The sequence below is a fragment of the Stenotrophomonas sp. PAMC25021 genome, assembly GCF_004795795.1.
GTDB classification, from domain to species: domain Bacteria; phylum Pseudomonadota; class Gammaproteobacteria; order Xanthomonadales; family Xanthomonadaceae; genus Stenotrophomonas; species Stenotrophomonas muris.
In genome coordinates this window covers 3,484,853-3,509,462 of sequence record NZ_CP039255.1, presented here as the reverse complement: position 1 = coordinate 3,509,462, position 24,610 = coordinate 3,484,853, and the positions used below count along the sequence as shown (strand labels likewise).

19 protein-coding genes and 1 tRNA gene are annotated in these 24,610 nt (G+C 67.6%); 4 read left to right on the top strand and 16 right to left on the bottom strand.

What is annotated here, in order from left to right; translation table 11 throughout:
- Window positions 1-29: 29 nt before the first annotated feature.
- From E5790_RS16190 to E5790_RS16165, 6 genes are all read right to left on the bottom strand, one after another.
- Entirely contained in the window at window positions 30-584 is a 555-nt protein-coding gene (locus E5790_RS16190; protein WP_005417936.1) for an NADH-quinone oxidoreductase subunit B, read from the bottom strand.
- Window positions 575-931, bottom strand: coding sequence for an NADH-quinone oxidoreductase subunit A (locus E5790_RS16185; RefSeq protein ID WP_008265012.1), 357 nt, complete (start codon window positions 929-931; stop codon window positions 575-577). Before E5790_RS16185 ends, E5790_RS16190 begins: the two co-directional genes overlap by 10 nt.
- A gap of 111 nt (window positions 932-1,042) precedes the next feature.
- Window positions 1,043-1,127: transfer RNA gene (locus E5790_RS16180), tRNA-Leu, on the bottom strand.
- 51 nt (window positions 1,128-1,178) lie between these two features.
- Window positions 1,179-1,616: a preprotein translocase subunit SecG gene (gene secG / locus E5790_RS16175; RefSeq protein ID WP_014647871.1), complete on the bottom strand. Its 438-nt coding sequence runs from the start codon at window positions 1,614-1,616 to the stop codon at window positions 1,179-1,181.
- A gap of 31 nt (window positions 1,617-1,647) precedes the next feature.
- The gene (tpiA, locus tag E5790_RS16170) at window positions 1,648-2,403 is read right to left on the bottom strand and encodes a triose-phosphate isomerase (protein WP_014647872.1); all 756 of its coding nucleotides are present in this window, start codon (window positions 2,401-2,403) and stop codon (window positions 1,648-1,650) included.
- Between the two features lie 780 nt (window positions 2,404-3,183).
- A complete protein-coding gene (locus tag E5790_RS16165) occupies window positions 3,184-4,119 on the bottom strand; it encodes a 2-oxoglutarate and iron-dependent oxygenase domain-containing protein (RefSeq protein ID WP_032956201.1) in 936 nt (311 codons plus the stop codon).
- Window positions 4,120-4,313: 194 nt separating this feature from the next.
- On the opposite strand from E5790_RS16165, the gene E5790_RS16160 reads away from it, so the two are divergent.
- The 3 genes from E5790_RS16160 to E5790_RS16150 are packed head-to-tail and all read left to right on the top strand — an operon-like array spanning window position 4,314 to window position 8,207.
- A complete protein-coding gene (locus E5790_RS16160; protein ID WP_111206986.1) occupies window positions 4,314-6,191 on the top strand; it encodes a sulfatase-like hydrolase/transferase in 1,878 nt (625 codons plus the stop codon).
- 20 nt (window positions 6,192-6,211) lie between these two features.
- The gene (locus tag E5790_RS16155) at window positions 6,212-7,357 is read left to right on the top strand and encodes a glycosyltransferase family 4 protein (RefSeq protein WP_014647875.1); all 1,146 of its coding nucleotides are present in this window, start codon (window positions 6,212-6,214) and stop codon (window positions 7,355-7,357) included.
- The gene (locus E5790_RS16150) at window positions 7,350-8,207 is read left to right on the top strand and encodes a polysaccharide deacetylase family protein (RefSeq protein WP_049407821.1); all 858 of its coding nucleotides are present in this window, start codon (window positions 7,350-7,352) and stop codon (window positions 8,205-8,207) included. Before E5790_RS16155 ends, E5790_RS16150 begins: the two co-directional genes overlap by 8 nt.
- Window positions 8,208-8,285: 78 nt before the next feature.
- On the opposite strand, the gene glmM is transcribed toward E5790_RS16150, so the two are convergent.
- The 5 genes from glmM to trpB form a co-directional block, all read right to left on the bottom strand.
- Window positions 8,286-9,647 (bottom strand): phosphoglucosamine mutase, encoded by a 1,362-nt coding sequence (gene glmM / locus E5790_RS16145; protein ID WP_014647877.1) that lies wholly within the window; start codon window positions 9,645-9,647, stop codon window positions 8,286-8,288.
- Window positions 9,647-10,522, bottom strand: coding sequence for an acetyl-CoA carboxylase, carboxyltransferase subunit beta (gene accD / locus E5790_RS16140; protein ID WP_111206985.1), 876 nt, complete (start codon window positions 10,520-10,522; stop codon window positions 9,647-9,649). The genes glmM and accD overlap by 1 nt, the downstream gene beginning before the upstream one ends.
- A gap of 261 nt (window positions 10,523-10,783) precedes the next feature.
- Window positions 10,784-11,593 carry a tryptophan synthase subunit alpha gene (gene trpA / locus E5790_RS16135; RefSeq protein ID WP_111206984.1) on the bottom strand — a complete coding sequence of 270 codons (810 nt, stop codon included), beginning with the start codon at window positions 11,591-11,593 and terminating at the stop codon, window positions 10,784-10,786.
- A 1-nt stretch (window position 11,594) separates the two neighbouring features.
- A complete protein-coding gene (locus E5790_RS16130) occupies window positions 11,595-12,275 on the bottom strand; it encodes a hypothetical protein (RefSeq protein WP_111206983.1) in 681 nt (226 codons plus the stop codon).
- The gene (gene trpB / locus E5790_RS16125; protein ID WP_032957499.1) at window positions 12,272-13,489 is read right to left on the bottom strand and encodes a tryptophan synthase subunit beta; all 1,218 of its coding nucleotides are present in this window, start codon (window positions 13,487-13,489) and stop codon (window positions 12,272-12,274) included. Before trpB ends, E5790_RS16130 begins: the two co-directional genes overlap by 4 nt.
- A 97-nt stretch (window positions 13,490-13,586) precedes the next feature.
- Between trpB and E5790_RS16120 the strand changes: the two genes are divergently transcribed.
- Window positions 13,587-14,474: a LysR family transcriptional regulator gene (locus E5790_RS16120; RefSeq protein WP_111206982.1), complete on the top strand. Its 888-nt coding sequence runs from the start codon at window positions 13,587-13,589 to the stop codon at window positions 14,472-14,474.
- Between the two features lie 71 nt (window positions 14,475-14,545).
- Here E5790_RS16120 and E5790_RS16115 read toward each other — a convergent pair whose 3' ends face one another.
- From E5790_RS16115 to E5790_RS16095, 5 genes are all read right to left on the bottom strand, one after another.
- Window positions 14,546-15,655: a toxic anion resistance protein gene (locus tag E5790_RS16115; RefSeq protein ID WP_014647882.1), complete on the bottom strand. Its 1,110-nt coding sequence runs from the start codon at window positions 15,653-15,655 to the stop codon at window positions 14,546-14,548.
- 44 nt (window positions 15,656-15,699) lie between these two features.
- Entirely contained in the window at window positions 15,700-16,401 is a 702-nt protein-coding gene (locus E5790_RS16110; RefSeq protein WP_014647883.1) for a hypothetical protein, read from the bottom strand.
- A gap of 2 nt (window positions 16,402-16,403) precedes the next feature.
- Entirely contained in the window at window positions 16,404-21,791 is a 5,388-nt protein-coding gene (locus E5790_RS16105; protein ID WP_111206981.1) for a DNA repair ATPase, read from the bottom strand.
- A gap of 85 nt (window positions 21,792-21,876) precedes the next feature.
- Window positions 21,877-23,895 (bottom strand): hypothetical protein, encoded by a 2,019-nt coding sequence (locus tag E5790_RS16100; protein WP_014647885.1) that lies wholly within the window; start codon window positions 23,893-23,895, stop codon window positions 21,877-21,879.
- Entirely contained in the window at window positions 23,892-24,566 is a 675-nt protein-coding gene (locus tag E5790_RS16095) for a hypothetical protein (protein ID WP_014647886.1), read from the bottom strand. Before E5790_RS16095 ends, E5790_RS16100 begins: the two co-directional genes overlap by 4 nt.
- Between the last annotated feature and the right edge of the window lie 44 nt (window positions 24,567-24,610).

Here is a 24,610-nt window from a genome sequence, read left to right as displayed (position 1 = left end):
GCTTGGCGCGCTCTTGTCAGGTGAAGGGGTCAGCGGGCGATGGTCTGTGTACGCCAGATCTTCTTCTGCAGCTGCAGGATCCCGTACACCAGCGCCTCGGCGGTCGGCGGGCAGCCCGGGACGTAGACGTCCACCGGCACCACGCGATCACAGCCGCGCACGACAGAATAGGAGTAGTGGTAATAGCCACCACCGTTGGCACAGCTACCCATCGAGATGACCCACTTCGGGTCCGGCATCTGGTCGTAGACCTTGCGCAGCGCCGGGGCCATCTTGTTGACCAGGGTACCGGCCACGATCATCACGTCGGACTGACGCGGCGACGGGCGGAACACCACGCCGTAACGGTCAAGGTCCAGGCGCGCGGCGCCGGCGTGCATCATCTCGACCGCGCAGCAGGCCAGGCCGAAGGTCATCGGCCACATCGAGCCGGTGCGCGCCCAGTTCAGCAGTGCGTCGACGCTGGTGGTGACGAAGCCCTTTTCCAGCAGCGGGTTGTCGCCTTCCGGCCGCAGGATGTCATCAACCCGGCCTTCCGGCGACGGATTGTTCATGAGGCCATCGAGAGTCTGAATCACTCCCATTCCAGCGCTCCCTTCTTCCAGACGTAAATGAAACCGAGGAACAGCATGCCGACGAACAGGCCCATGGTGATGAGCGAACGGGCGCCCAGCTCCATGAAGACCTGGGTCCACGGCACGATGAAGATGATTTCCAGGTCGAAGACGATGAACTGGATCGCGATCAGGTAGTAGCGCACGTCGAACTTCATGCGCGCGTCTTCGAAGGCCTCGAAGCCGCACTCGTACGGCGACAGCTTTTCCAGATCGGGGCGGCGGGGACCGAGGAATCGACCAACCAGCATCAGCGTAATGCCGATACCGGTGGCAACGATCAGAAACAGCAGAGAAGGCAAATATTCGGCCAGCACAGCGATTCTCTCTTGCCTCTGCCGCCGCGCCTGCAGGCGCTTTGGCATGGGGGAGTGGACGGGAACCTGCCTGGCGCATTGCGCGCCAGGCGAACCCGCTTTACTTACAAATGGTGCCCAAGAGGGGACTCGAACCCCTACGACTTGCGTCGCTACCACCTCAAGGTAGTGCGTCTACCAATTCCGCCACCTGGGCAAACGATCACATCAGACTATCTTCCCGATGCGCCGCGTATTGTAACCGGCTTCAGTGTTTCTGGGAGCCTTCCGAAGGCTTTTCTTCACCAGAAACCGAAGATTCCGCCTGAGCCGGCACATTCGCCGCCGGAACCGGGGCGGCCGGGACCGGATCGGCCTTCGGAACGGCCGGCAGTTCGCCCGCCGGAGCCGCCGGCGCGCTGGCCGCCGGGGCGGACATCAGGCCCAGGTCCTGGTCGGCCGCCGGACGGGTGCCGTGACCGGCATACCAGGCCATGAAGAGACTGATGCCGAAGAACACGACTGCCAGCCACTTGGTCGACTTGGACAGGAAGTTCGAGGCGCCACGCGCACCGAACACCGTGCCCGAGGCGCCGGCACCAAAGCCCGAACCCGCCGCCGCACCCGAGCCACGCTGCATCAGGATCAGCGCGATCATGGCCACAGCGACCAGCACGTAGACGACATTGAGGATCAACATCAGCATTGGAAACCGCCCTCGGACAATACTTCTAGGATTAGTTCGCGGCCGCCGCCCGTGCGATGGCCAGGAAGTCCGCGGCCACCAGGGAGGCGCCGCCGACCAGCCCACCATCGACATCCGGCTGCGCGAACAGTTCCCCGGCATTGTCGGGCTTCACGCTACCGCCGTAAACAATGGGCAGTGAATCAGCAATTCTAGCATCGAAGCGCGCAACTTCGCCACGGATGAACGCGTGCACCTGCTGTGCCTGCTCCTTTGTAGCGGTACGGCCGGTACCGATGGCCCAGACCGGCTCGTAGGCGACCACGGCCTTGGCAAAGCCGGCCGCGCCGACCAGTTCAAGCACCGGCGCCAGCTGGCTGGCGATGACCGCTTCGGTCTGCCCGGCCTCGCGCTGCTCCAGGGTCTCGCCCACGCACAGCACCGGCACCAGGCCGGCATGCTGGGCGGCGGCGAACTTGCGCGCGACCAGCTCGCTGCTTTCATGGTGATACTGGCGGCGCTCGGAATGGCCGACCAGGCCATAGCGGGCCCCGACCTCGACCAGCATGGCCGCGCAGACCTCGCCGGTATAGGCGCCCTTCTCGTTGCTGCTCACGTCCTGCGCGCCGAAGGCCAGGCTGGTCTCGCCGAAGTCCTCGACCAGCTCGCCCAGGTACGGCAGCGGCGGCAGGATCACCACGTCCACCCCCTCCAGCGGCAGCCCGGCAGCCACCTGCCCCAGCAGTTCATTGGCGAATTGACGGCTGCCATGCAGCTTCCAGTTTCCGGCGACGATCTTGCGGCGCATGAGCGGGTGGCTCCTGTGTGAAGTCAGCCGGTCATGATACCCGTTGCGGCAAAATCCGTTTCATTGTAAGCGGTTACATGGATTTTCAGCCAACGGCGCAGCCCCTCGTGGCGGAGGGGGGGGCGGGGTTTGGTTGGTCGCGGAGAGCCCGGCTAGATCTGGGGCTTGGCCGGGCGGGTGGGACTGCGCAGGGGGCGCTGCAAGTACGTCCATGTAAGCTCGATCGCCGCTTGCTCGTGTGCGCTGTCCTGCGCACACGGCAAGACCGGGATTGGGCGTCCTGCCCAACCCGCCCGAGGCATGCCTCGGGCCCATGCGGCTCACGCCCCTGCGCAGCCCCACCCGCCCGGCCTCTGACACAGTCCGGCGGTTCCGCCCGCCACGGGAAGAAAAAAGAAGAGCAAGAGCAAAAGACAAAAGCTGCATTCCGGGTTGATGCTGGCTGGACCAACCCCCTACCCCACTTCGATCCGAGAGATCTCATCCACGCATGGCGTGGATCTACCGTGTCGAGCAAGGTCGACACCCACCAACCGTCACCGGGAAACTGTCGAAGGCGGGGAGGTGTCGGATGGCGGGGTGTCCGCGGCATGGATGCCGCGGCCAAGCCCCCAGGGATGGGTTTACGGCGTCCCCGCCATCCGACACCTCCCCGCCTCCCCACGGAACACCCCAGAGCCGCTTTGGCTTTGGACTTGCCGGCCAGCGGCCGGCACTACCGCGGGTGCAGGGTGCAACCCTGCAAAGAAAAAGGCCGCCTTTCGGCGGCCTCACTTTTCTTTACTTCAGCTTGATCTCGCGCAGGCGTTCCTCGAGGAAGCCGTGGGCGGTGATCGCCTCCGGATACCGGCTCGGGTTCTCCGGAGTGATGCACGAGGGCAGCACGTCGATCAGGAAGTCCGGGTTCGGGTGCAGGAAGAACGGCACCGAGTAGCGCGGCTGGCGCGCCAGGTCACCCGGGGGGTTGACCACGCGGTGGATGGTCGACGGATACACGTGGTTGGTCAGGCGCTGCAGCATGTCGCCGATGTTGACCACGATCGTGTCCGCATCTGACGTAAATGGCACCCACTCGCCGTCATGCGACTGCACTTCCAGGCCTGCGGCACTGGCGCCGACCAGCAGGGTGATGAAGTTGATGTCGCCATGGGCACCGGCACGCACGTTCGGGATGTCGTCAGTGGTGATCGGCGGGTAGTGGATCGGGCGCAGGATCGAGTTGCCGAAGTTGGTCTTGTCGGCGAAGAAGTCTTCCGGCAGGCCAATGTGCAGGGCCAACGCGGACAACACGCGCGACCCCAGGTTGTCCAGCGCCTGATACAGGCCGTAACCGCGCTCACGGAAACCTTCGACCTCGGCCGGCCACAGGTTCGGCGCCATCACGTCCCGGTACTTGGAATCGTCGGCGATCTCGCGGCCGATGTGCCAGAACTCCTTCAGGTCGAAATGCTTGGAGCCCTTGGCGGTTTCCACGCCGAACGGGGTGTAGCCGCGGGCGCCGCCGCTGCCGGCCACGTGGTACTTGCGCTTGACCTCTTCCGGCAGGGCGAAGAAAGCCTTGAAGGCATCGTAGGCCGCGTCGATGTCGGCCTGCGGGATGCCGTGGTTACGGATGCCCGCGAATCCCCATTGGCGGTAGGCCGCGCCCAGCTCGGCCACGAAGGCCTCGCGGTCGCTGTCGAAACGGGTGATGTCGAGGGTAGGGATCTGGCTCACAGCGGTTCCTGGCTTGTCGTTGGGTCTGAGGGGGCCAACGCATTCATGGCCCGCCTGAACATTGTGACAGATCGCCCGGGGGACGCCACTCGATACACGGAAACAAACCGATACAATGCGCGACCCGCGCGCGGAGCAACGCTTCCGTCACGTTGGCCCCGCCCCTCTCCTGCACCCCCTGAACCTGCCCCACCATGCCCGCAGCTGCCCCTGCCGCCCCTGCCATTGAAGGTTCCGCCCGGCGCTGGCGGCGGCTGGCCTGGTGGTCGCTGTTCATCGCCGGCAATGCGGTACTGGCCGCGGCGATTGCGCTGGGCAATGTACCGCTGCGTGACAATCCGGGCGGCGGCGCCGGCCTGGCCTATCTGGCGGTCGCCCTGCCCGGCCACCTGCTCGCGTTCGGTGCGCTGGCCGGCCTGCTGCCGCTGCTGCTGGGCCTGTGGCCACGCAGCGCGCGTACGCTGAGCATCAGCGCGGCCGTGCTGCAGGGCCTGTGGCTGTGCCTGCTGCTGGTCGACGCCAAGGTCTTCACCCTGTACCGCTTCCACCTCAATGCCATGGTCGTGAACATGGTGTTCGGCGGCGCCCTGCAGGACCAGGTTGCCCTGTCCTGGAAGACCTGGCTGCAGGTCGGCCTGCTGGTTGCCGCGGTCTTCACCGCCGAGGGCCTGCTGGCCTGGGCGTGCTGGAAACTGCTGCCGGCCGCGCCGCGCCGTCGACGGGTGCTGCAGGCCTGGGCGGTGGTCGCGCTGCTGATGGCCGGCGGCCAGGTCGCCACGGCCTACTACGACGCCCGCGGCGACCGTGATGTGATCGCGCAGTGGAACTACCTGCCGTGGGCGCAGCCGATCACGGCCAAGAGCTTCATGCGGCGCCTGGGCGTGGTCAGCCAACAGCACGCCGGCCTGCCCGACCCGCGCCATGCGCAGCTGCTGTACCCGCTGCATCCGCTGCGCTGCCAGAGCCCACATCGTCCCAACGTACTGATGGTGGTACTGGAGTCGCTGCGCCACGATGTGCTGACACCGCAGCTGATGCCCAACACGTCGACGCTGGCGCAGGATGCGCGCGTCTTCGACCACCATTTCAGCACCGGCAATGCCACCCGCTACGGCCTGTTCGGGCTGCTCTACGGCCTGCCCGGCGGCTATTGGCCGAGCATGCTTGACGAGCAGCGTGGCTCGCAGCTTTTCCAGGTGCTGGGCCAGCAGGGCTACGACCTGCACCTGTACGGCAGTGCGCCGTTGTACAGCCCGGAGTTCGATCGCACGGTGTTCGCCGATGTCCGCGACCAGCTGCACCAGGGGCCGGCAGCGCTGAAGTCAGACGGCCGCGACCGCGCGATCATCAGTGCGCTGCAGCAGGACATCCGCGCCAGCCAGGCCGCGCAGCGCCCGTGGTTCGGCTTCGTGTTCCTCGACTCCACCCATGCGCCCTACCACATGCCCGAGGGCTATCCGGCGGTGGCCACACCGATGGCCGCCGATATCGATTTCCTCAAGTTCGGCCCGGAGCATGACCCGACGCCGGAACTCAACCGCTACCGCACCGCCGTGCACTATGCCGACAGCCTGATCGGCTCGCTGCTGGACGACCTGCGCGCACAGGGCCTGGCCGAGGACACCATCGTGCTGGTCACCGGTGACCATGCCGAAGAGTTCAACGACCTCAAGCTGAACTACTGGGGCCACAACGGCAACTTCTCCGACTATCAGCTGCAGGTCCCGTTCGTGCTGCATTGGCCGGGCAAGGCCGCTGGCCACGACGCACGCACCAGCTCGCACGAAGACTGGGTGCCGACACTGATGCGCCACGCACTGGGTTGCGAGAACGCACTGGCCGATTACAGCACCGGCCAGGACCTGCTGGCCGAGCCGCAGGGCACGCGTGCGCTGGTGGTCGAAAGCTGGTCGCAGCGCGCGGTGCGCCATGGCGATGCCATCTATGTGTTCGACAAGTTCGGCAACGCCACCGCCCTGGACCTGCGCTACCGGCCGCTGCCACAGCAGGCGCCCGATGCGGCCGCCGTACGCACTGCATGGGAAGCGCTGACCCGCTTCCGCAACCGCTGACCCTCAAGGATCGATCCTGCATGAACCGTCCGCTGCGCATCCTGCACACTGAAGCCGCCAAGGGAATGGGCGGGCAGGAGATCTACATCTTCCGCCACATGCAGGTGATGCGCGCGCGTGGCCACGAGGTGGCGCTGCTGTGCCAGCCCGAAGCGCGACTGGCCCAGCTGGCACGCGATGATGGTTTCACCGTGCATACCCTGCGCATGGGTGGCCTGCTGCGCCTGCTGCGCGGCATCTGGTCGGTCTCGCGCCTGGTGCGCCGCGAACGCTATGACGTGGTCAACACCACCAGCCGCCGTGACGCACTGATCGCCGCCGCCGGTGCACGCCTGGGCGGCACGCCGCTGGTGGTGCGCTCGCGCCACCTGATGAGCCCGGTCAACTCGCTGCTGACCTATACCGGCCTGCCGCACCGGGTGCTGACCGTCAGCAGCTTCGTCAAGCAGTTGCTGGCCGCGCGCGGCATTCCGGCCGAACACATCGGTATCGTGCCGCCCATCGCGGTCCCGCCGCGCTGGAGCGAAATCCGCAAGGACGACCCCTGGCAATGCCTGCAGGAGGTACGCGCGGACGTGCGCGCCGAACTCGGCTTCGGCGAACAGGACATCGTGGTCGGTTGCGTGGCGGTGCTGCGCGAACCCAAGGGTCATGCCGACCTGCTGCAGGCGATGGTACCGCTGTGCAAGACGCACCCGAACCTGCACCTGGTGGTGGTCGGCGATGGCCAGCCGGTCATGGACCGGCTGCAGGCGCTGCGCGACGAGCACGGGCTGCAGCAGCAGGTCCATCTGCTTGGCTATCGCGATGGCGCATGCCGGCTGATGGCTGGCTTCGACATCTTCGCGCTGGCATCGCACAAGGAAGCGGCCGGTACCGTCTTCCTGGAGGCCGCCTATGTCGGGGTGCCGATCGTGGCCACGCGGGTGGGTGGCGTGCCGGAGATGGTGGTGGATGGCAGCAATGCGATCCTCACCCGGCTGGGCGACAATGCAGCCCTGACAGGGGCCCTGCGCCTGCTGGTGGACGATCCGGAACGGCGGCGGCAGATGGGCCGCGCCGGGTGGGACTGGATGCGCAGCGCGCACCGGTTCACTCCCGACGGCCACGGTGAGACCACCGAACACTATTACCACCAGTGGCTGAAGGAGCTGGGACATGGCTGATGCCCGAACCGTACCGGTGCTGATGCACCACCACGTCAGTCCGTCGCCGGGCATGATCACCGTGTCACCGGAGAATTTCGAAAGCCAGATCGCGTGGCTGGCCGGCAACGGCTGGACGTCGCTGACACTGGACCAGTACGCCGGCTTCCTGGCCGGCAAGCCGGTGCCGCGCAAGTCGATCGTGATCACCTTCGACGATGGCTACCTGGACAACTGGGTGTATGCGCACCCGATCCTGCAGAAGTACGGCATGCACGCGGTGGTGTTCGTGGTCACCGGCTGGATGGGCGAAGGCCCGGAGCGGCCCCACGCCGGGCTTGCCGGGGCAACGTTGCCTGCCACGCCGGACCATCGCGGCTGCGAAGCGGCGATCTACGAGCAGAACCGCAGCGACGACGTGATGATGCGCTGGAGCGAAGCGCGCGCGGCCATCGCCGCCGGCACCTTCGAAGTGCATTGCCATACCCATACCCACACCCGCTGGCTGCGCCGCGACGACCTGGACCGCGCACAGCGCCGTGCCGGCCTGAGCCACGACCTGGCAGTCTCGCGCGACGTCCTGCAGGACAAGCTTGGCGAGGTGTCCGATACGCTGTGCTGGCCCTACGGCGATTTCGACCAGGACCACATCGAGGTGGCGCGCGAGCACGGCTTCCGCTACCTGCATACCACCCACCCGTTCGGACGCAATGTGGTGGGCGGCGACCCGGAGCGCATCTATCGTTTCGCGATCCGCAACCGCCCGGCCAGCTGGCTGCGAAAGCGCATCGCACAGAGCTACAACCCGCTGATCGCACCGCTGTTCAATGGCTTCAAGGCACGCCAGAAGAAGATGGTGCCGGGGCCGTAGGCAACCCACCGCCCTGCCCCTTCAACGAAAACGCCCCGGCATTCCGGGGCGTTTTCGTTGGGCGGATGTGCAGCGGCCTCAGGCGGCGGCTTCACGTACCGCCGCGGACAGTCGATCCAGCGTGTCCTGCATCAGCGTCGCATCATCGGCCTCGACCGTGACCCGCACCACCGGCTCGGTACCGGACGGGCGCAGGAACGCACGGCCACGACCGGCCACCGACTGCTGCGCGACAGCCAGCGCGGCCTGCACGCTGCCGGCCTGCACCGTGGCCTTGGCCGAGACATTGCCCAGCCGCACGTTGACCGTCTTCTGTGGCACCCGCACCAGTCCTTCCAGCGCCTGGCGCAGGGTCTGCCCGCTGTTGCGCAATGCCACCAGCACCTGCAGCGCGCTGACGATGCCGTCGCCGGTGGTGGCCCGATCCAGGCACAGCAGGTGGCCGGAGGCTTCACCGCCGAGCACGCCGCCGCCTTCCATCAGCGCCTGGTGCACGTAGCGATCGCCGACATTGCTGCGCACGAACGGAATCTGCAGGTCGGCAAATGCCTTCTCGACGCCGTAGTTGCTCATCAGCGTGCCGACCACCGGGCCGCGCAGGCGGCCTTCGGCTTTCCATGCACGGGCCAGGATATACAGCAGGTCATCGCCGTCGACCGGGTTGCCCTGGTCGTCGGCCATCAGCACGCGGTCGCCATCCCCATCGAAGGCGATGCCGAGATCGGCGCGGGTTTCGCGGACCTTGGCCGCCAGGTTGTCGATGTGGGTGGAACCCACGCCGGCGTTGATGTTGACGCCGTTGGGCTCGGCACCAATGCCGATCACCTCGGCGCCCAGTTCACGGAACAGCAGCGGCGCGATCTGGTAGGTGGCGCCGTGCGCGCAGTCCAGCACCAGGCGCACGCCACGCAGGTCGAACGCGCGCGGCACGCTGGCCTTGCAGAACTCGATGTAGCGGCCGACCGCTTCGCGCGCACGCGACGCCTTGCCCAGCTTTTCCGATTCGGCGGTGGTGAACGGGATGTCCAGCGCCGCTTCCAGGGCCAGCTCGGTGGCATCGTCGAGCTTCTCGCCCTGGGCGGAGAAGAACTTGATGCCGTTGTCGTAGTGCGGGTTGTGCGAGGCGCTGATGACGATGCCAGCGTCCACGCCAAGCGTACGGGTCAGGAACGCCACCGCCGGGGTCGGCATCGGCCCCAGCAACTGCACGTCCGCACCGGCGGCGACCAGGCCGGCTTCCAGTGCCGCTTCGAACATGTAACCGGAGATGCGGGTGTCCTTGCCGATCACCACGATCGGCCGGCGCCCGTCCTGGCCGCGCTGGTCGACCAGGACACGGCCCAGGGCGTTGCCCAGGCGCAGCACGAAGTCGGCCGAGATCACGCCCTGGCCGACCCGTCCACGGATGCCATCAGTACCGAAGTACTTGCGGCCTCCCATCAAGCCACCTCCGGCGCCGGCTGACGGCCCAGCAGTGCCAGCAGATCGGACAGGCGGTCGCGCATTTCGCGACGGTCGCAGATCTGGTCGATGGCGCCGTGCTCCAGCAGGAATTCCGAGCGCTGGAAGCCTTCCGGCAGCTTCTCGCGCACGGTCTGCTCGATCACGCGCGGGCCGGCGAAGCCGATCAGCGCCTGCGGCTCGGCGATGTTGATGTCACCCAGCATCGCGAAGGAAGCCGACACGCCGCCGGTGGTCGGATGGGTCAGCACCGAGATGTACGGCAGGCCGGCTTCACGCAGCTTGCCCAGCGCGGCCGAGGTCTTGGCCATCTGCATCAGCGAGAACAGGCCTTCCTGCATGCGGGCGCCACCGCTCTGCGAGAAGCACACGTAGGGCGCACCGATCTCGACCGCGGTTTCCGCGGCCAGTGCGAAACGCTCGCCGACCACCGAGCCCATCGAGCCGCCCATGAAGGCGAAGTCGAACGACGATGCCACCAGCGCACGGCCCTTGAGCAGGCCGCGCATGGCGATCAGCGCGTCGTACTCGCCGGTGTTCTTCTGCGCGATCTTGATGCGCTCGCTGTACTTCTTCTGGTCCTTGAACTTGAGCAGGTCGGTCGGCCCCAGGCGCGCACCGATCTCGGTGGTGCTGTCGGCATCGAACAGGGCGGCCAGGCGCGCACGCGCACGGATCGCCATGTGATGGCCGCACTTCGGGCAGACTTCCAGGTTCTCTTCCAGTTCCGGACGGTACAACGCGCTGCCGCAGTTGCTGCACTTTTCCCACAGGCCCTCGGGGACACTGCGCTTCTTGCTGGGGGTGTTGTCGGTGCGGATGCCGGACGGCATCAACTTGCTGAGCCAACTCATGCGGGAGGACACTTCCGTTCAGGGCGGCCCGGGGGCCGCAAAGGCGGACAGTCTAGCTCCGCTTTCCCCGCCCGTGCACCCCCTTGCCAGCCACGGGGCAGCCGGAAAAAACCATGCTGGGACGTACGTTTAGGTGCTGGGGCGGTGCCCGCCGCTGGCCGGCAGCCCTTGCGTGCAGACCGATGGGTAGTGCCGGCCGCTGGCCGGCAGCCCTTGCACGCGAGCCCTCAGGAGGATGCCGGCCAGCGGCCGGCACTACCGTTACGCGTCCAGCGCCTGCCGCAGCGGGGCGAGGAAGGTCCGGGCGTGCTGCGCGGCCTCTTCCGCCGAGCCCGCTTCGGCCAGCGCCGCCACCAGCGCGCTGCCCACCACCACGCCGTCGGCCTGCCGGGCCATGGCCGCGGCACTGGCGGCATCCTTGATGCCGAAGCCCGCCACCACCGGCACCGACGCACGCGCGCGCAACGCCTGCAGGCGGGCACTGGCGGCATCGCTGTCCAGGCGCTCGGACGCGCCGGTGACACCGGCAAAGCTGACGTAGTAGAGATAGCCACGGGCCAGCGCCAACAGCTTGTCGGCTCGCGCCTCACTGGTGGTCGGCGACGCCAGCAGTACCAGCGCAAGGCCGGCTGCGTCGAACGCCTGCTGGGCGTCGCCCGCTTCTTCCGGCGGCAGGTCGACCAGCAGCACGCCGTCCACGCCGGCGTCGACGGCGGCCTTGGCGAAGGCCGCGTAACCGTGGATCTCCACCGGGTTCAGGTAGCCCATCAGCACCACGGGGGTCTGCGCATCGCGCTCGCGGAACTGCGCCACGGCCTGCAGGACGTAGCGGCTGCCGGCGCCGCGCGCCAGCGCGCGCTCGGAGCTGCGCTGGATGGTCGGGCCATCGGCCATCGGGTCGGAGAACGGCACGCCCAGTTCAATCACGTCGGCGCCGGCGTCGACCAGTGCGTGCATGACCGGCACGGTGGCCTCCAGCGAGGGATCACCGGCCGTGACGAAGGGGATCAGCGCCTTGCGCTGCTGTTCGCGCAGACGCAGGAAACAGGCATCGAGTCGGGATACGGGCATTTCAGGCACATCCTTCAATCAGTTCAATCGCATCGCTGGTTCCCCAGTACATCTGGGTGACCCGCCCTTCAAACAGTTCCACGCGGATACCCAGGTCCGAACCCGGGTCCTGCCAGGTGAGGTACTCGCCCTGGTCACCGTCGTAGGCATGCGGGCTGGATACCGGCGGCTTCGGGAACTGGGCCATGGCCTGGGCGCGGGTCATGCCGACACGCAGGCCGAACGGACCGGGCTGCTGGGTCGGCGCCCCGCTGTCCGGATCCAGGCCGAGATCGAAACGGACGACGCGATCTTCATCGGTCATCATCGACACGCCGGGCGGCAGCCCCTTGCCGTCGTAGTACTCGCAACTGCCGCCGATGGCTTCGACCGCCCCTTGCGCGGTCCACGGCCCGAGTGCCTTCAGATCGCTCATGTGCTGGCCGATCAGCACCTCGCCGGCATGGTCCAGCGCCACCGAGACCACCGCGGGCGCGCCATCGCTGTCCATATCTTCCGCGGACGGCGGATCGACGATCGGCGCACGTGCCATCGGGTCGAGGTCATCATTCGCGGCCGCCTGCTGTGCCGGCTGCGTGGTGGCCTTGGCGGCCGGTGCCAGCAGCGGCGGCTCCGGCGGCTGGCACGCGGCCAACCCCAGCGCCAGCAGCAGCACGCCACTGTTGCGCAGCAGCGCGCTCACAGCACCAGCCCTTCGCGCGCGGCGATGGTATGCACATCCTTGTCGCCACGGCCGGACAGATTGCACAGCACGATCTGGTCACGCGGACGCTCACGCGCCAGCTTGATCGCCTGCGCCAGCGCATGGCTGGACTCCAGCGCCGGCAGGATGCCCTCGGTATGCGCCAGCAGGTGGAAGGCCTGCAGTGCTTCGTCATCGGTGATGCCGAGGTAGCGCGCGCGGCCGGTATCGGCCAGGAATGCGTGTTCGGGGCCGACGCCCGGATAGTCCAGGCCGGCCGACACCGAATGGGTCTCGATGATCTGGCCGTCGTCGTCGCACAGTACATAGGTGCGGTTGCCATGCAGCACGCCCGGGCGACCGGCGGCGATCGATGCAGCATGGCGACCGGTGCTGATGCCATCACCTGCGGCCTCGGCGCCGACGATCTCGACCTGGCGGTCGTTGAGGAAGGCATGGAACAGGCCGATGGCATTGCTGCCGCCGCCGACGCAGGCAGTGATCGCATCGGGCAGGCGGCCGTACTCGGCCAGCATCTGCTCGCGTGCCTCGCGGCCGACGATGGCGTTGAAGTCGCGCACCATGCGCGGGTAGGGATCCGGACCGGCGACCGTACCGATGATGTAGAAGGTGTCCTGCACATTGGTCACCCAGTCGCGCATCGCTTCGTTGAGCGCGTCCTTCAAAGTGGCCGAACCGGAGGTGACCGGCACCACCGTCGCGCCGAGCAGCTTCATGCGGTAGACGTTGATCTTCTGCCGCTCGATGTCGGTGGCGCCCATGTACACCACGCATTCCAGGCCCAGCCGCGCGGCAACCGTGGCGCTGGCCACGCCGTGCTGGCCGGCACCGGTCTCGGCGATGATGCGCTTCTTGCCCATCCGCGCCGCCAGCAGCGCCTGGCCGATGGTGTTGTTGATCTTGTGCGCGCCGGTGTGGTTCAGGTCTTCGCGCTTGAGCAGGATCTGCGCGCCGCCGACATGGTCGCTCAGCCGCTGGGCGTGGTAGATCGGGCTCGGCCGGCCCACGTAGTGGGCCAGGTCGCGGTCGTAGGCGGCCTGGAAGGCCGGATCCTGGCGGGCCTGGTCATAGGCCTGGGCGAGTTCCTGCAGCGGGCCGACCAGGGTTTCGGCAACGAAGCTGCCACCGTAGCGGCCGAAATGGCCCTGGGCATCCGGGAAGGCGTGGTAGTCGGCAATGGGGGAGGCAGACATGGAAGCGACCGCTGGTTCGAGACAGGTGGATACTCTAGCGCACGGGTCGTGACCGGATAATGGATATTATCTGGCATATACCGTCAGGAAATCTCACATGAGCCGTTCGATGTTGCCACCGCTCAATGCGCTGCGCGCGTTCGAGGCCACCGCCCGCCTGGGCGGGGTTGGCCGCGCCGCGCAGGACCTGCACGTGACCCACGGCGCGGTCAGCCGCCAGCTGAAGCTGCTGGAAGACCACCTCGGCCTGGCGCTGTTCCAGCGGGCCGGTCGCGGCCTGCGCCTGACCGCTGCGGGCACGCGCCTGCAGGCAGCGTGCAGCGAGGCCTTCAGCGGCATCGAAGACTGCGTGCGCGAACTGCGCCGGCCGACGGCGGCCCCGGCGCTGGTGCTGGGCTGCAGCGGCAGCGTGCTGGCGCGCTGGATGATTCCGCGCCTGCCCGCACTTCAGGCCGCCCTGCCCGGCGTACGCCTGCAGTGGTCGGCGCTGGATGGCAGCTTCACCGAGGCGCAGGCCGCACTGGACGCGGTGCTGCTGCTGGCGCAGGGGCCGTGGCCCCGGGGCTGGCAGGTGCGTGAGCTGGCGCCGGAACGGGTCGGCGTGGTGGTGGCCCCCTCGCATCCGGCCGCGCAGCGCCTGCGGCACGTGCCGCCCTCGGCGCTGCTGCAGGAGACGCTGCTGCACACCAGCTCACGGCCGCAGGCATGGCCGGCGTGGGCGCAAGCGCACGGTCTGGACACCTCGAAGCTGCAGCTGGGTACTGCCTTCGAACACCTGTACTACCTGCTGGAGGCAGCGGTGGCCGGGCTGGGCCCGGCGATCGCACCCGAGCCACTGGTGGCCGAGGACCTGGCCGCCGGGCGACTGGTCGCGCCGTGGGGGTTTGCCGCCACCGGTGGCTTCTGGGTGCTGGCGCGACCGGATGGACCGGCAGATGGGCGCGTGGATGCGCTGGCCGACTGGCTGGGCCAGCAACTGCGCTGACAACAAAAAGGGGACGGAGGGGATTAAGTCGCAAGTGGCACAAACGACTTAATCCCCTCCGTCCCCTTTTTTCAGCTGGCAGTCGGGGTGGCCAGTCGCTGCTGCAGGTCTTCGCGCAGGCGCGACAGCTCGACTTCGGCCTGCTGCCGCTGCTGCATTCCTTCGCGATGGATGCTGCGCACTTCCTCGACCGTGGCGATCAACTGGTCGTGCACGTGGCGCAGCGTCGCCACGTCGATCACGCCGCGCTGGTTGCTGCGCGCGGTATCCACCGAGGCCTGGCGCAGCAGGTCGGCGTTGCGGCGCATCAGCTCGTTGGTGGCATCGTCGATGGCGGTGGACAGCTCGACCGCGGCCTTCTGCTCACCCAGCGAAAGCTGGATGGCGAACTGGCGCTTCCACGACGGGATGGTGATCTCGCGCACCGTGTTGAACTTCTCGATCAGCTGCAGCGCGTTGGCCTGGATCAGGCGGATCATCGGCAGCGACTGGTCGGCCGCATGCTGCATCAGCTGCAGGTCGGACACGCGCTTTTCGAGGAGGCGGATCGCGTTGTCGACTTCGCTCTGGCGGATGCGCTGCTGCGGATCCTCACTGCCCTGCCCGGCCTGCTGCTCGGCCTGCAGTTCGGCCAGGCGCTGCTTGCCGGCCGCAGCATACAGGCCCAGCGCATGGCGTTCTTCGCGGACGATGTCATGCATGCGGTCGAACTCGCCCACGCGCTTGCCCATCAACGCCTGCTGCACACCGACATCACCCAGCAGCTGCTCGATCTGCGCATTGGTGTCGCTGAACTTCTGCACCAGCTCGCCCTTGGATACGCGCAGGCGGTCGATCAGGCCACCGATCACCGGTACCTTCGACCGCTGCGCGAAGCCGTCCAGCTTCAGGCTGCGTGCGATGCGCACCACTTCGCCCAGTTTCTCGCCGCTGGCATCGAGGTCACGATTGCGCACCTGGTCCAGCAACTGGCTGGAAAACGCCGCGGTGCGCGTGGCCGCTTCGCGACCGAAGACCTGCAGGTTGCCCGGGCGCAGGTCATCCAGCTCCAGACGGATCTCGGCGATGCGCGGCAGATCCTCGCGGACCAGGCCAAGCGCCTGCAATGCGCCTTCATCGAGCGGAACGGCGGTAGTCGTGCCGGGCACGAGGGCACCGGGGGTCTGGCTGTCCTGGGTCATCGGGCAGTCTCCTTGCAGTTGGGTAAGCGGCAGCGGCGGCCGGCTCAAGGCAGTCTAGCCTGAGCCGCCGCGACCTCGTCATCGATCTGTGCGTGCAGCGTGGCGGCCTTCGCCGCCAATGTGGCGCCGGCCGCGGCCTGGCCCGCCGCGGCGGCCTGCCGCCAGGCTGGCAACAGGACGTCATGGATGCGCGCGAAGCGTTGCAGCAGCACGTTGTCCTGGTCCTGCAGGAGCTGCCACTGGCCGGCCTCGAGACGGCGCAGCGTGGCCAGCCGGCGCAGGTGATCGAGCCGTTGCGACAGCGCGGCCTGGCCGGCGGTATCCAGCGACGCCAGCCGCACCGCTGCCAGCTCGACCCAGGCGTCCAGCGCTGCGGCCGCCGCTGAATGTCCGGCGATGGCCATGGCCCGCAGCTGCAGCTGCTGCTGCAGCTGCTGGGCCTGCTCGCGCGCCTGCAGGGCCAGCACGCCCAGCTGCGACTGCAGCGCACGTCCTTCCGCCTCGCGATCGACATCGCGCCCCAGCAGGCGGCCCCACCAGCCCGCCTGCTGCCGGATCTGCGCCGGGTTATCGGCCTGCAGGGCCAGCGCGATGCGTGCCAGTGCGGCCACCAGCCCTGCGCCCGCGCCCGGCGGCAACGGTGTTTCGCGCCGTGCCAGCGCCTGCAGCAACGGCGCACCATAGTCGGCCAGCGCGGCGACATCGGCCGTGTCCGGCAAGCTCGGTGGCGGCAGTGGCGCCTGCATGGTCACGGCAGCGGCGGCGGCTTCGGTGTCGTCGCTGGAATCTCCTCACCGTCGTCCGGCGGCAACGACTCGCCGTAGAAGTGACGCATCAGCGCCTCATCCAGCGCGCGCTCCTCCGGCGTCGTGGCACGGCGCACACGCGCACGCTGCGCCACCGCACTGTTCGGCACCCCACGCTCGACCTGCTGCCGCGCCCAGCCGGCGAACGCGGCCAGGGTCTGCGACACCTGTGCCTGCTGCGCCTGCGATGCCGCCAACAGTTCCACCAACGGTGCCAGGCCAGCCTGCAGGTCGTCGGCCAGGACCGTCGTCGGCACACTGGCGGCTGCCGCGACCGGCACCGGCGCGGCGGCCGGACGTGTTTCAGAAAGACGATGCAGGGCCTCCAGCAACGCCGGCCACGGTGCCGGGTCGGCAACGGCAATCGGTTCCGGCGTCGGCGGTGGAAGCTGCAGGGCGGTGGCGATGTCGGCCAGCTGCGCGACCACGCGCCCGCCGACATCGCTGTCGTCGGCCCCCATGGCCTTGTTGCGCAGGAAGTCGCGCTTGATCTGCGTCCAGCGTTGCGCCTGCGTGTCGTCCAGCACGCCGCGCAGCTCGGCCAGCTTCAACAGGTTTTCTTCGGCGCCGGTGGTCAGCAGCTGTGCCTCGCCCAGGTAGTGGTCGGAGATCAACTGCTGCAGCTCGTCCTCGTTCATCACCGGCGAGATCTTCTCGGCCAGCTTGTTCATGTTGCGGTAGCTACCCTGCAGCCGGAACGGCGGCTCGGTGCGGTAGCGATCGTCCTGCGCGGCACTGGCGATGTACTGCTGGTTGACGCGGTAGACCACGTCGCGCACGCGCAGCATGCGCTGCAGGGTGGCGGTGATTTCGTTGATCTCCGCGCTGCTGTAGGCGTGGCTGAGGCCGTTGGTCGAGACCTCCTTGCCCATCGCCCGGTCGACCAGCGTGTACAGGTCAGCCATGTCGCGCGTAGCCAGCGGCGCCAGCACCGGGTTGGAAGTCAGGCTGTTCTCGATGTAGCTGAGGGTAAAGGCCGCCTCCATGCCACCGAGCACATCACCCAGGTTGTAGATGTCGGCACGGTTGGCCAGCATGTCCGGAATCTTGAACACCTCGCCGGACTCGGTATACGGGTTGCCGGCCATCACCACGCAGAATTTCTTGCCGCGCATGTCGTAGGTGCGGGTGCGACCGCGCCACACACCTTCGATACGGCGGGTGCCATCGCACAGCGAGATGAACTTCTGCAGGAACTCCGGATGGGTGTGCTGGATGTCGTCCACATACAGCATGGTGTTGTTGCCCATTTCCAGCGCCAGGTTGAGCTTCTCCAGCTCCTGCCGCGAGGTCGCGTCCGGTGCCTGGGCCGGGTCCAGCGACCGCACCTCGTGACCCAGCGCCGGGCCGTTGATCTTCATGAAGACCAGGCCCAGGCGGTGCGCCACGTATTCCATCAGCGTGGTCTTGCCGTAGCCGGGCGGCGAAATCATCATCAGCAGGCCCATCAGGTCGCTGCGCTTGTTCTCGCCGACCGTGCCCATCTGCTTGGCCAGGTTGTCACCGATCACGCCCAGGTAGACATCATTGATCAGCTTGTTGCGTACGAACGAGGACAGCGGCCGCGCCTTGAACTCGGAAAGCCGCAAGGTCTCGCGCTCGCGGCCGATGATGCCCTGGCGCAGCGCCTGGTAGGCATGGAACGCTGGCACGAAATGACGCAGGTGCTGCTTCAGGCGCGCCAGGAAATCATCCAGCGATACCACCAGCGTGCCGTTGCTGATGCGTGCGTGTTCACCCAGCAGGCCACTGACCTCCGCCTGCAGCGCGGCGTCGCTGGCACGGGTACGCAGCTGGCGCTGCACCAGCAGCAGTGCTGCAGCCTCGTCGACGTAGCCGGCATGCGGGGCATGCGCCGGCATCCGCGCCAGCGCCCGCAGCCACTGACCGGCCAGCGCCCAGCGCGTGGCCAGCGGATCCTGGCTGCGCTGCAGGGCGCGTTCGACCGCCTCGCGTTGCCCGGCCTGTTCCAGCTGCCGAGCCAGTGCCTCCAGCAGCGCTACCGCATGGCGGCTGCTGCTGAACACCGGTTCGCCGGCCGCCAGTTCCTCGCCCAGATAAGCGGCCGCGGCCTCTGCGGCATCGGCATCGAACGGCAACGCGTGGGATTGCGCATACGCCAGCAGTGCCTCGGCCATTTCCGCACGCAACGCCAGGCGCCCTTCGTCGGACCCCAGCAGGCGTGCCAGCGCTTCAGCACCCATCTGGCGGGCCGGCCATTGCGCCACCGCTTCGCGCCGCTGCTCGGCAGCCCAGAACAGCACCGCCAGCGCACGCACCCGTGGTGCATGCCGCAGGCTGCCGGCCGCCTGCTGCAAGGGCAGCAACGCACGCAGGATCAGCGCGGCATCATGGTCATGGATGCCGCGCTCGTAGCCTTCGCGGTAGCGCGGTGCGGCAAACGCACGCACGCGCTGGTCCAGTGCTTCGGGCGTGGCGACGTCGTGCTGCAGCGTGGCCAGGTCAAGCCCGTCGCTCCCCTCCTGCGCGGCCATCAACAGGCTGCCGGCAAGATACTCGCCGCGATACAGTGCAGGTGATTCGGAGTCCAGGGTGACCGGCCAGAACGGCTTCAGCGCATCCAGCTCCGGATCGTGCAGGGTCTCCAGGAAGTCGGTGCCGGTCAGATGGATCGCCAGCGTGTCACCACGCGGCAGCAGGGTCAGGTCCAGCGCCTGGGTGTTGACGCTGAAGCGATGGCGCGGCCCCAGCCGCACCACGTTGCCGCCCGCCTCGTACAGATCACTGCGGTCACGCAGCTGGCGCACCGCCTGGTCACGCACGCCCTTCAGGCGCGCTTCGATGTCGTCGGCCTTGACGTTGTCATGCAACGCGCGCAGGCGTTCGGCCAGCTCACGCAGCTTGAGGATCAGCGGATCGCCGGCAAAGAACGCATTGAGCTCATCGGCGGTGGCGAAGCGCTCGGTGCGCTTGGCCAGGCCATCGAGGATGCGGCTGGCCGCATCCAGCACCGAACGTGCCTTGCGCTGGCGGTCATCCAGCAGCGCCTGCTTGTGCGTTTCGAAGGCTTCAACCAGCTCTTCGCGCTTGCTCAGGATGTCGCCGAGGAACTGCTCGTGTTCGCCGAACTGGCTCTCCAGCTCCTCCAGCTGCACCAGCAGGCGCGACAACTGCTCGTCGGCACGCTCCGGGTCCGTGGCCAGCGCCAGCGCGCTGGTGATCGACTGCGAGAACAGCGCGAACTGCGCGGCGAACTGCGCCACGGCCTCGGCTGAGCCGAGCGACCTGCGGCGCTGATCGGCACGCGCGCGGGCCTGGTTGAGGCGGCCGTACAGCACCGAAATGGACTCGACCACGCGGGTGCGGGCGGTGGCATCGTCCACCTTCAGGCCGGCCATCAGTTCAGACAGCATATCCAGATCGGCCGCCATCCCGCGCAGCCCCTCCAGCTGCTCATCCAGCTGGCGGGCACTCTGCGCCTGCTGCGCAGCTTCATCCAGCGCCTGCAGGCGCGTGGTCAGCGGCACCAGCGCGGCATCGCCGGCGAGGAAGTCACCCGTGGCGGCGCCGACATGATCCTGCGCCTCCACCAGCTCGGCCGTCATCGTCTCGATGCGCGCGGTGTCGATGTAGCGCAGCTCGCGGATGGTCAGCAGCCGTCCGCGCAATGCGGTGACCGCATTGAGGGCCTCGACGAAGGCCTGCACCTCGCTCCAGTTCTGCGGCTGCAGCCGGCCCAGCAGCGCCTTGTGCGCGGCCTCTGCCTCGACCATCGCCTGCGCCGACTGCTGGCGGATCGACTGCACCTTCTCGTACTCGTCCAGCACCGATTCGCCGGTGGCGCTGATCTGCCGCAGCAGCGCCTCGGCGCCATCGCAGGCCGCGTCGCCCAGCCAGTGGTGGGCATCGAACAGGCGCCGGGTGTCGGCCACCAGGCGCTGGTAGCGCTGCACCGACACGTCCTGGCCATCGATCTCGCGCGCCAGGTTGAACAGGTTGGAGATGCCCCGCACCAGTTCGGCGTTGCCGATGCGTCCCATGAAGGTGTTGCCGGGTGGCCGGCTTGCAGCAAACTCGTCACTGCTGAACGGGGTCTGCCAGACCTGCATCGGATGGATGCGGGTCGGTTCGCTGCCTTCGGCATGGAACAGCACCATGCGCCCGTCCTGCATCAAGGCGTAGCCATGGCCGAACACCGGGTTCTGCAGCACGCGCTGGATGGTGTTGTAGACGAACAGCGCCGAGCGCCCGCCTTCGCGCTCGTAGAAGATGTACAGCACGTCCTCGCCGTTGGGCGAACGGATGCTGCGCTTGAACTGCATGCCGGCCATCGAGGCGTCGAACGCCTTGTGCTCGCCGCCCTGCAGGTAATAGCCACCCGGGAAGATCACGCCGTGGTCTTCGGGCAGCTGCACGCAGGCCTGCACGATCGCATCGTTGCGCACGATGCCGCCGGTCAGCGTGTTGTAGATCAGCCCGCGCCACTCCGTCTCGCGGTACGGCAGCACTTTCAGCAGCACCAGCGAGCCGACCCGGGCGAACTCGAACTGGGCGTCGTCCAGCGACTGCGTGCTGTCCTCCACCGGTTCGCTGTAGATGCCCTGCCCTGTCTCGGTGTTGTTCTCGACCTTGATCGTGAGGTCGCCGCCGGTGGTCTCCACGAACAGGGTATCGAGGATGTTCAGGTGCGAATGGCGGCCATTGACCGCCAGGTCGCGGGTCGCCCGGGTCCATTCGAAGTCGAACGGCGGCGGCAGTGCGATATCGCGCTCACCGCGCGCATCCAGATAGGTCAGTTCCCCATCGCGCGACAGCGCCCAGCGGAACACGCGCACGTCGCTGCTGCGCTCACCGATCTGGAACGACGCCAGCAGCTTGTCCCCCACCACGATCAGCTGCAGCAGGCGCGCGTGCTTGTAGTAGGCGTACAGCTCGTTGAAGTCGTGCACGAAGCCGGGCTGGTCGAGGAAGCTGCCCTTCAGCTCCAGCGCCGCCACGTCGTAGCCGTCGCTGCCCTGCACCAGCCGGTACAGGCCGAACACGTCCTCGATGCGGGTCTGGGTCTTCAGCCCGATGAACACGTTGTAGCCGAACAGCAGGCGGTCCGGCCCGACCTGCACGATGTCACGGCCGACGCAGTTGTTTTCGCTGCGGATGCGGAAGCGCCCGACCACCTCCAGGCGGCTGTCGCCGAACTCGGCCAGGCGCTGGCGGTTGAGCGTTTCGGCCAGGCCCTGCAGGCGCTGGCCCTGCTCGGCCAGGCGGCGGCGCAGGACTTCATAGGCACCGCCCTGGGCAACGGCTTGGTCGACGGTAGTGCCGCCGGCCTCCGGTGCAGTGGATTCGGCGGACGGATGGGTATCAGACATCAGCAGGCTTCCGGCTCACGGGCGGACGGCCGCGGTTGCGGCCGGCGCGGGCGGGCGATGGCCGCAGCAGCCATCGCCCGATGCATCAACGGGCGCTGTCGACCACGGTGGCCGACACGGTCGGCACCGCTTCGGCATCCTCGGCGATCTGGCGCGGCGCCGGTTCGGCCACGGCCACGCCCAGGTAGCGCTGCATCAGCTCCTGCACGATCGGGCTCTTGCCGGCAAAGCCTTCGATCGACTTGCCCAGCGACACCGCCTTGACCAGGTTCTCGAACATGCCGCCGTCGCCACCGACCAGATCGATATCGGCGTTGCGCAGCGCGCTGGCGATGACGTTGGCGTTCTCGCGCGAGACTTCCTTGCCGGCTTCGATCGAGGCCAGCGCCTGCTTCAGGCTGTTGTCCAGCATCATGCGGAACTCTTCGTGGCCACGTGCCTGGTCGCTCAGCGAAGCGATCGCTTCGAACTTGCGCACCAGGCCTTCGGCCTCGGCCAGCAGCTTCTTCTGCACCACGCCGGCTTCGGCGTTGCCCAGCGATTCGGTGGCGGTGGCACGGGCCAGGCCCATCTTCTCCTCACCCTGCGCCTGCGCCTGCAGGGTCTCGGCCAGCACGCGGGCTTCGTTGCTGCCCTGCTTCAGGCTGGCTTCGGCCTTGGCTTCGATCACGCGGGCCTCGGCGATGCCGACCTTCTCGATGGCCAGTGCCGAAGCTTCACGCACCTGCGCTTCGGCCAGGCCCGGTGCGGCCTGCTCGGCGCGCAGCGCGTCGGCCAGCAGGCGCTTGGCTTCGGCCTGCTTGCCGGCTGCTTCGTGTTCGGCCTGGGCCAGCGTGGTCAGTTCCACTGCGCGGTGCTTGGAAGCGGTCTCGCGTGCCTGCGCTTCCTTTACCTCGCGCACCAGCGATTCCTGCGCCTTGGCCTCGGCTTCCAGGATCAGCACCTGCTTCTGGCGGTCGGCCTCGGAGACCTCGCGCACTTCCTTGATGCGCTCTTCCTCCTGCGCCACGGTCTTGTCGATGGAGATGCGTTCGCGGGTGATGTTGGCCACGTCCATCTTGCCCTGCTCGACCACCTTGTCGCGCTCCACGCCCTGCAGCTGCACTTCGCGGTCGGTGGTGACCTGCTCAAGCTGGCGTGCGCGCTCCACGCGCTCGGCCTCGATGGCCACGGCGCGCTGGCGGTTCTGCTCGGCCACTTCCACTTCGCGCAGGCGGTTCTGGTCGCGGATCTCGATCAGCTGCTGTGCTTCGATGCGGGCGTTCTCGGACAGCTGGCGCTGCTCTTCCTGCACCTTGGCGGTCTCGGCCTCCTCGCGCGCGCGGATGGTCTCGATCTCGCGCTTCTGGCGTGCTTCGGCTTCGGCCTGCTGGCGTTCCAGCGCCAGCAGCGCTTCACGCGCTTCCACGTTCTTCTTGGTGATGGCGAGCTTCTCGTTCTGCTCCAGCTCGTTGGTCACCACGTTCTGCGCGGCGGTCAGCTCGGTGATCTTGCGGATACCCTGCGCGTCAAGGATGTTGAACTGGTCCAGCAGCGCCTTCGGGGTCTGCTCCAGGTAATCGATCGCCACGTCTTCCAGCACATAGCCGTTGAGGTCGTTGCCGATCACCGCGATGATCTCGTCGCGGAACTCCTGGCGCTTCTCGAACAGTTCGGTGAAGTCGAACTTCTTGCCGACCGTCTTCAACGCTTCGGAGAACTTGGCGTTGAACAGCTCATCGACGGCATGCTTGTCCGACGCACGGTCGGCACCGATGGCCTTGGCCACGCGCAGCACGTCGGCCTGGGTCTCGTTCACCCGCAGGTAGAAGGCCACGGCGATGTCGGCACGCATGTTGTCGCGGCAGATCAGGCCTTCCTTGCCACGGCGGTCGATCTGCAGGGTGATCAGGCTGATCCGCATCAGCTCGGCGCGGTACAGCACCGGGATGATCAGCGCGCCGGTGAAGTGCACCTTGGGCGTGGAGCTCATGTCGTTGACGATCAGGGCCACGCCCTGGTCGACCTTGCGGTAGAAGGCCTTGAACAGCCCGGCCACGCCCAGCAGCAGGACGAGCAGGCCGCCGGCGACGGCCAGGAACGGTAAGAGGGATGCCAACGTCATTGATGAGTCTCCTTGTTGCCCGGAAGCAGGTTGTCCTGGAAATCGAGGGCGATCGCGTCGGCGCGGACCACCCGGTAATAGTGTTGTTCGGCCATGTGCTCGACCAGCACGATGCGCTCGCCACGCTGCAGTTCGATGTCGCTGCGGATCTGCAGCACCAGCCCGGCGCCGCCATCATCGACCGTGGCATGACCGCTGCGTGCGTCCACCTTCGGCGATGCGACCACGCCGGCCCGGCCGAGCAGCGATGCCTGCGGCACCGGCCGCAGGCGCAGCAGGAAGCGCCGGACCGGGCGCAGGATCAGCGCGATGAGCGGTACCGCTGGCAGCGGTGCCAGCACCGCCACGAGCGTACCCAGGCCCCAGCGCAGCAGGTCCGGCAGCGGCAGCAGTACGAACAGATGGATGAAATAGGTGATGAGCCAGCCGAACAGGCTCAGCAGGGTGACCACCACCATGATCGGGACGCCACCCAGGCCCCAGCGCGCCAGCATGGCTGACAGGCCACTGAGGTCGGTCCCCGCCTCGAGCGCGCCATCGGCGCCGAGATTGCCAAAACCGTCATCGACCAGGCCGAACGCCGCAACCGCCCAATACATCACCGACACCAACAGCAGAATGCTGTACGGCAGCGTCGGGTAACCGAGTACGACGGTGAGAAACTCCTGCATCGCTTGCCTTCCTGGGCTGTGGGCGGCGGCCGCCCGTTCGGGGC

What these genes read in the sequence shown, in the direction of transcription:
- E5790_RS16190 (WP_005417936.1), bottom strand. Translation starts at nt 584, where the DNA reads ATGGGAGTGATTCAGACTCTCGATGGCCTCATGAACAATCCGTCGCCG.
- secG (WP_014647871.1), bottom strand. Translation starts at nt 1,616, where the DNA reads ATGCTGATGTTGATCCTCAATGTCGTCTACGTGCTGGTCGCTGTGGCC.
- tpiA (WP_014647872.1), bottom strand. Translation starts at nt 2,403, where the DNA reads ATGCGCCGCAAGATCGTCGCCGGAAACTGGAAGCTGCATGGCAGCCGT.
- E5790_RS16160 (WP_111206986.1), top strand. Translation starts at nt 4,314, where the DNA reads ATGCCCGCAGCTGCCCCTGCCGCCCCTGCCATTGAAGGTTCCGCCCGG.
- E5790_RS16155 (WP_014647875.1), top strand. Translation starts at nt 6,212, where the DNA reads ATGAACCGTCCGCTGCGCATCCTGCACACTGAAGCCGCCAAGGGAATG.
- E5790_RS16150 (WP_049407821.1), top strand. Translation starts at nt 7,350, where the DNA reads ATGGCTGATGCCCGAACCGTACCGGTGCTGATGCACCACCACGTCAGT.
- glmM (WP_014647877.1), bottom strand. Translation starts at nt 9,647, where the DNA reads ATGGGAGGCCGCAAGTACTTCGGTACTGATGGCATCCGTGGACGGGTC.
- accD (WP_111206985.1), bottom strand. Translation starts at nt 10,522, where the DNA reads ATGAGTTGGCTCAGCAAGTTGATGCCGTCCGGCATCCGCACCGACAAC.
- trpA (WP_111206984.1), bottom strand. Translation starts at nt 11,593, where the DNA reads ATGCCCGTATCCCGACTCGATGCCTGTTTCCTGCGTCTGCGCGAACAG.
- trpB (WP_032957499.1), bottom strand. Translation starts at nt 13,489, where the DNA reads ATGTCTGCCTCCCCCATTGCCGACTACCACGCCTTCCCGGATGCCCAG.
- E5790_RS16120 (WP_111206982.1), top strand. Translation starts at nt 13,587, where the DNA reads ATGAGCCGTTCGATGTTGCCACCGCTCAATGCGCTGCGCGCGTTCGAG.
- E5790_RS16115 (WP_014647882.1), bottom strand. Translation starts at nt 15,655, where the DNA reads ATGACCCAGGACAGCCAGACCCCCGGTGCCCTCGTGCCCGGCACGACT.
- E5790_RS16110 (WP_014647883.1), bottom strand. Translation starts at nt 16,401, where the DNA reads ATGCAGGCGCCACTGCCGCCACCGAGCTTGCCGGACACGGCCGATGTC.
- E5790_RS16105 (WP_111206981.1), bottom strand. Translation starts at nt 21,791, where the DNA reads ATGTCTGATACCCATCCGTCCGCCGAATCCACTGCACCGGAGGCCGGC.
- E5790_RS16100 (WP_014647885.1), bottom strand. Translation starts at nt 23,895, where the DNA reads ATGACGTTGGCATCCCTCTTACCGTTCCTGGCCGTCGCCGGCGGCCTG.
- E5790_RS16095 (WP_014647886.1), bottom strand. Translation starts at nt 24,566, where the DNA reads ATGCAGGAGTTTCTCACCGTCGTACTCGGTTACCCGACGCTGCCGTAC.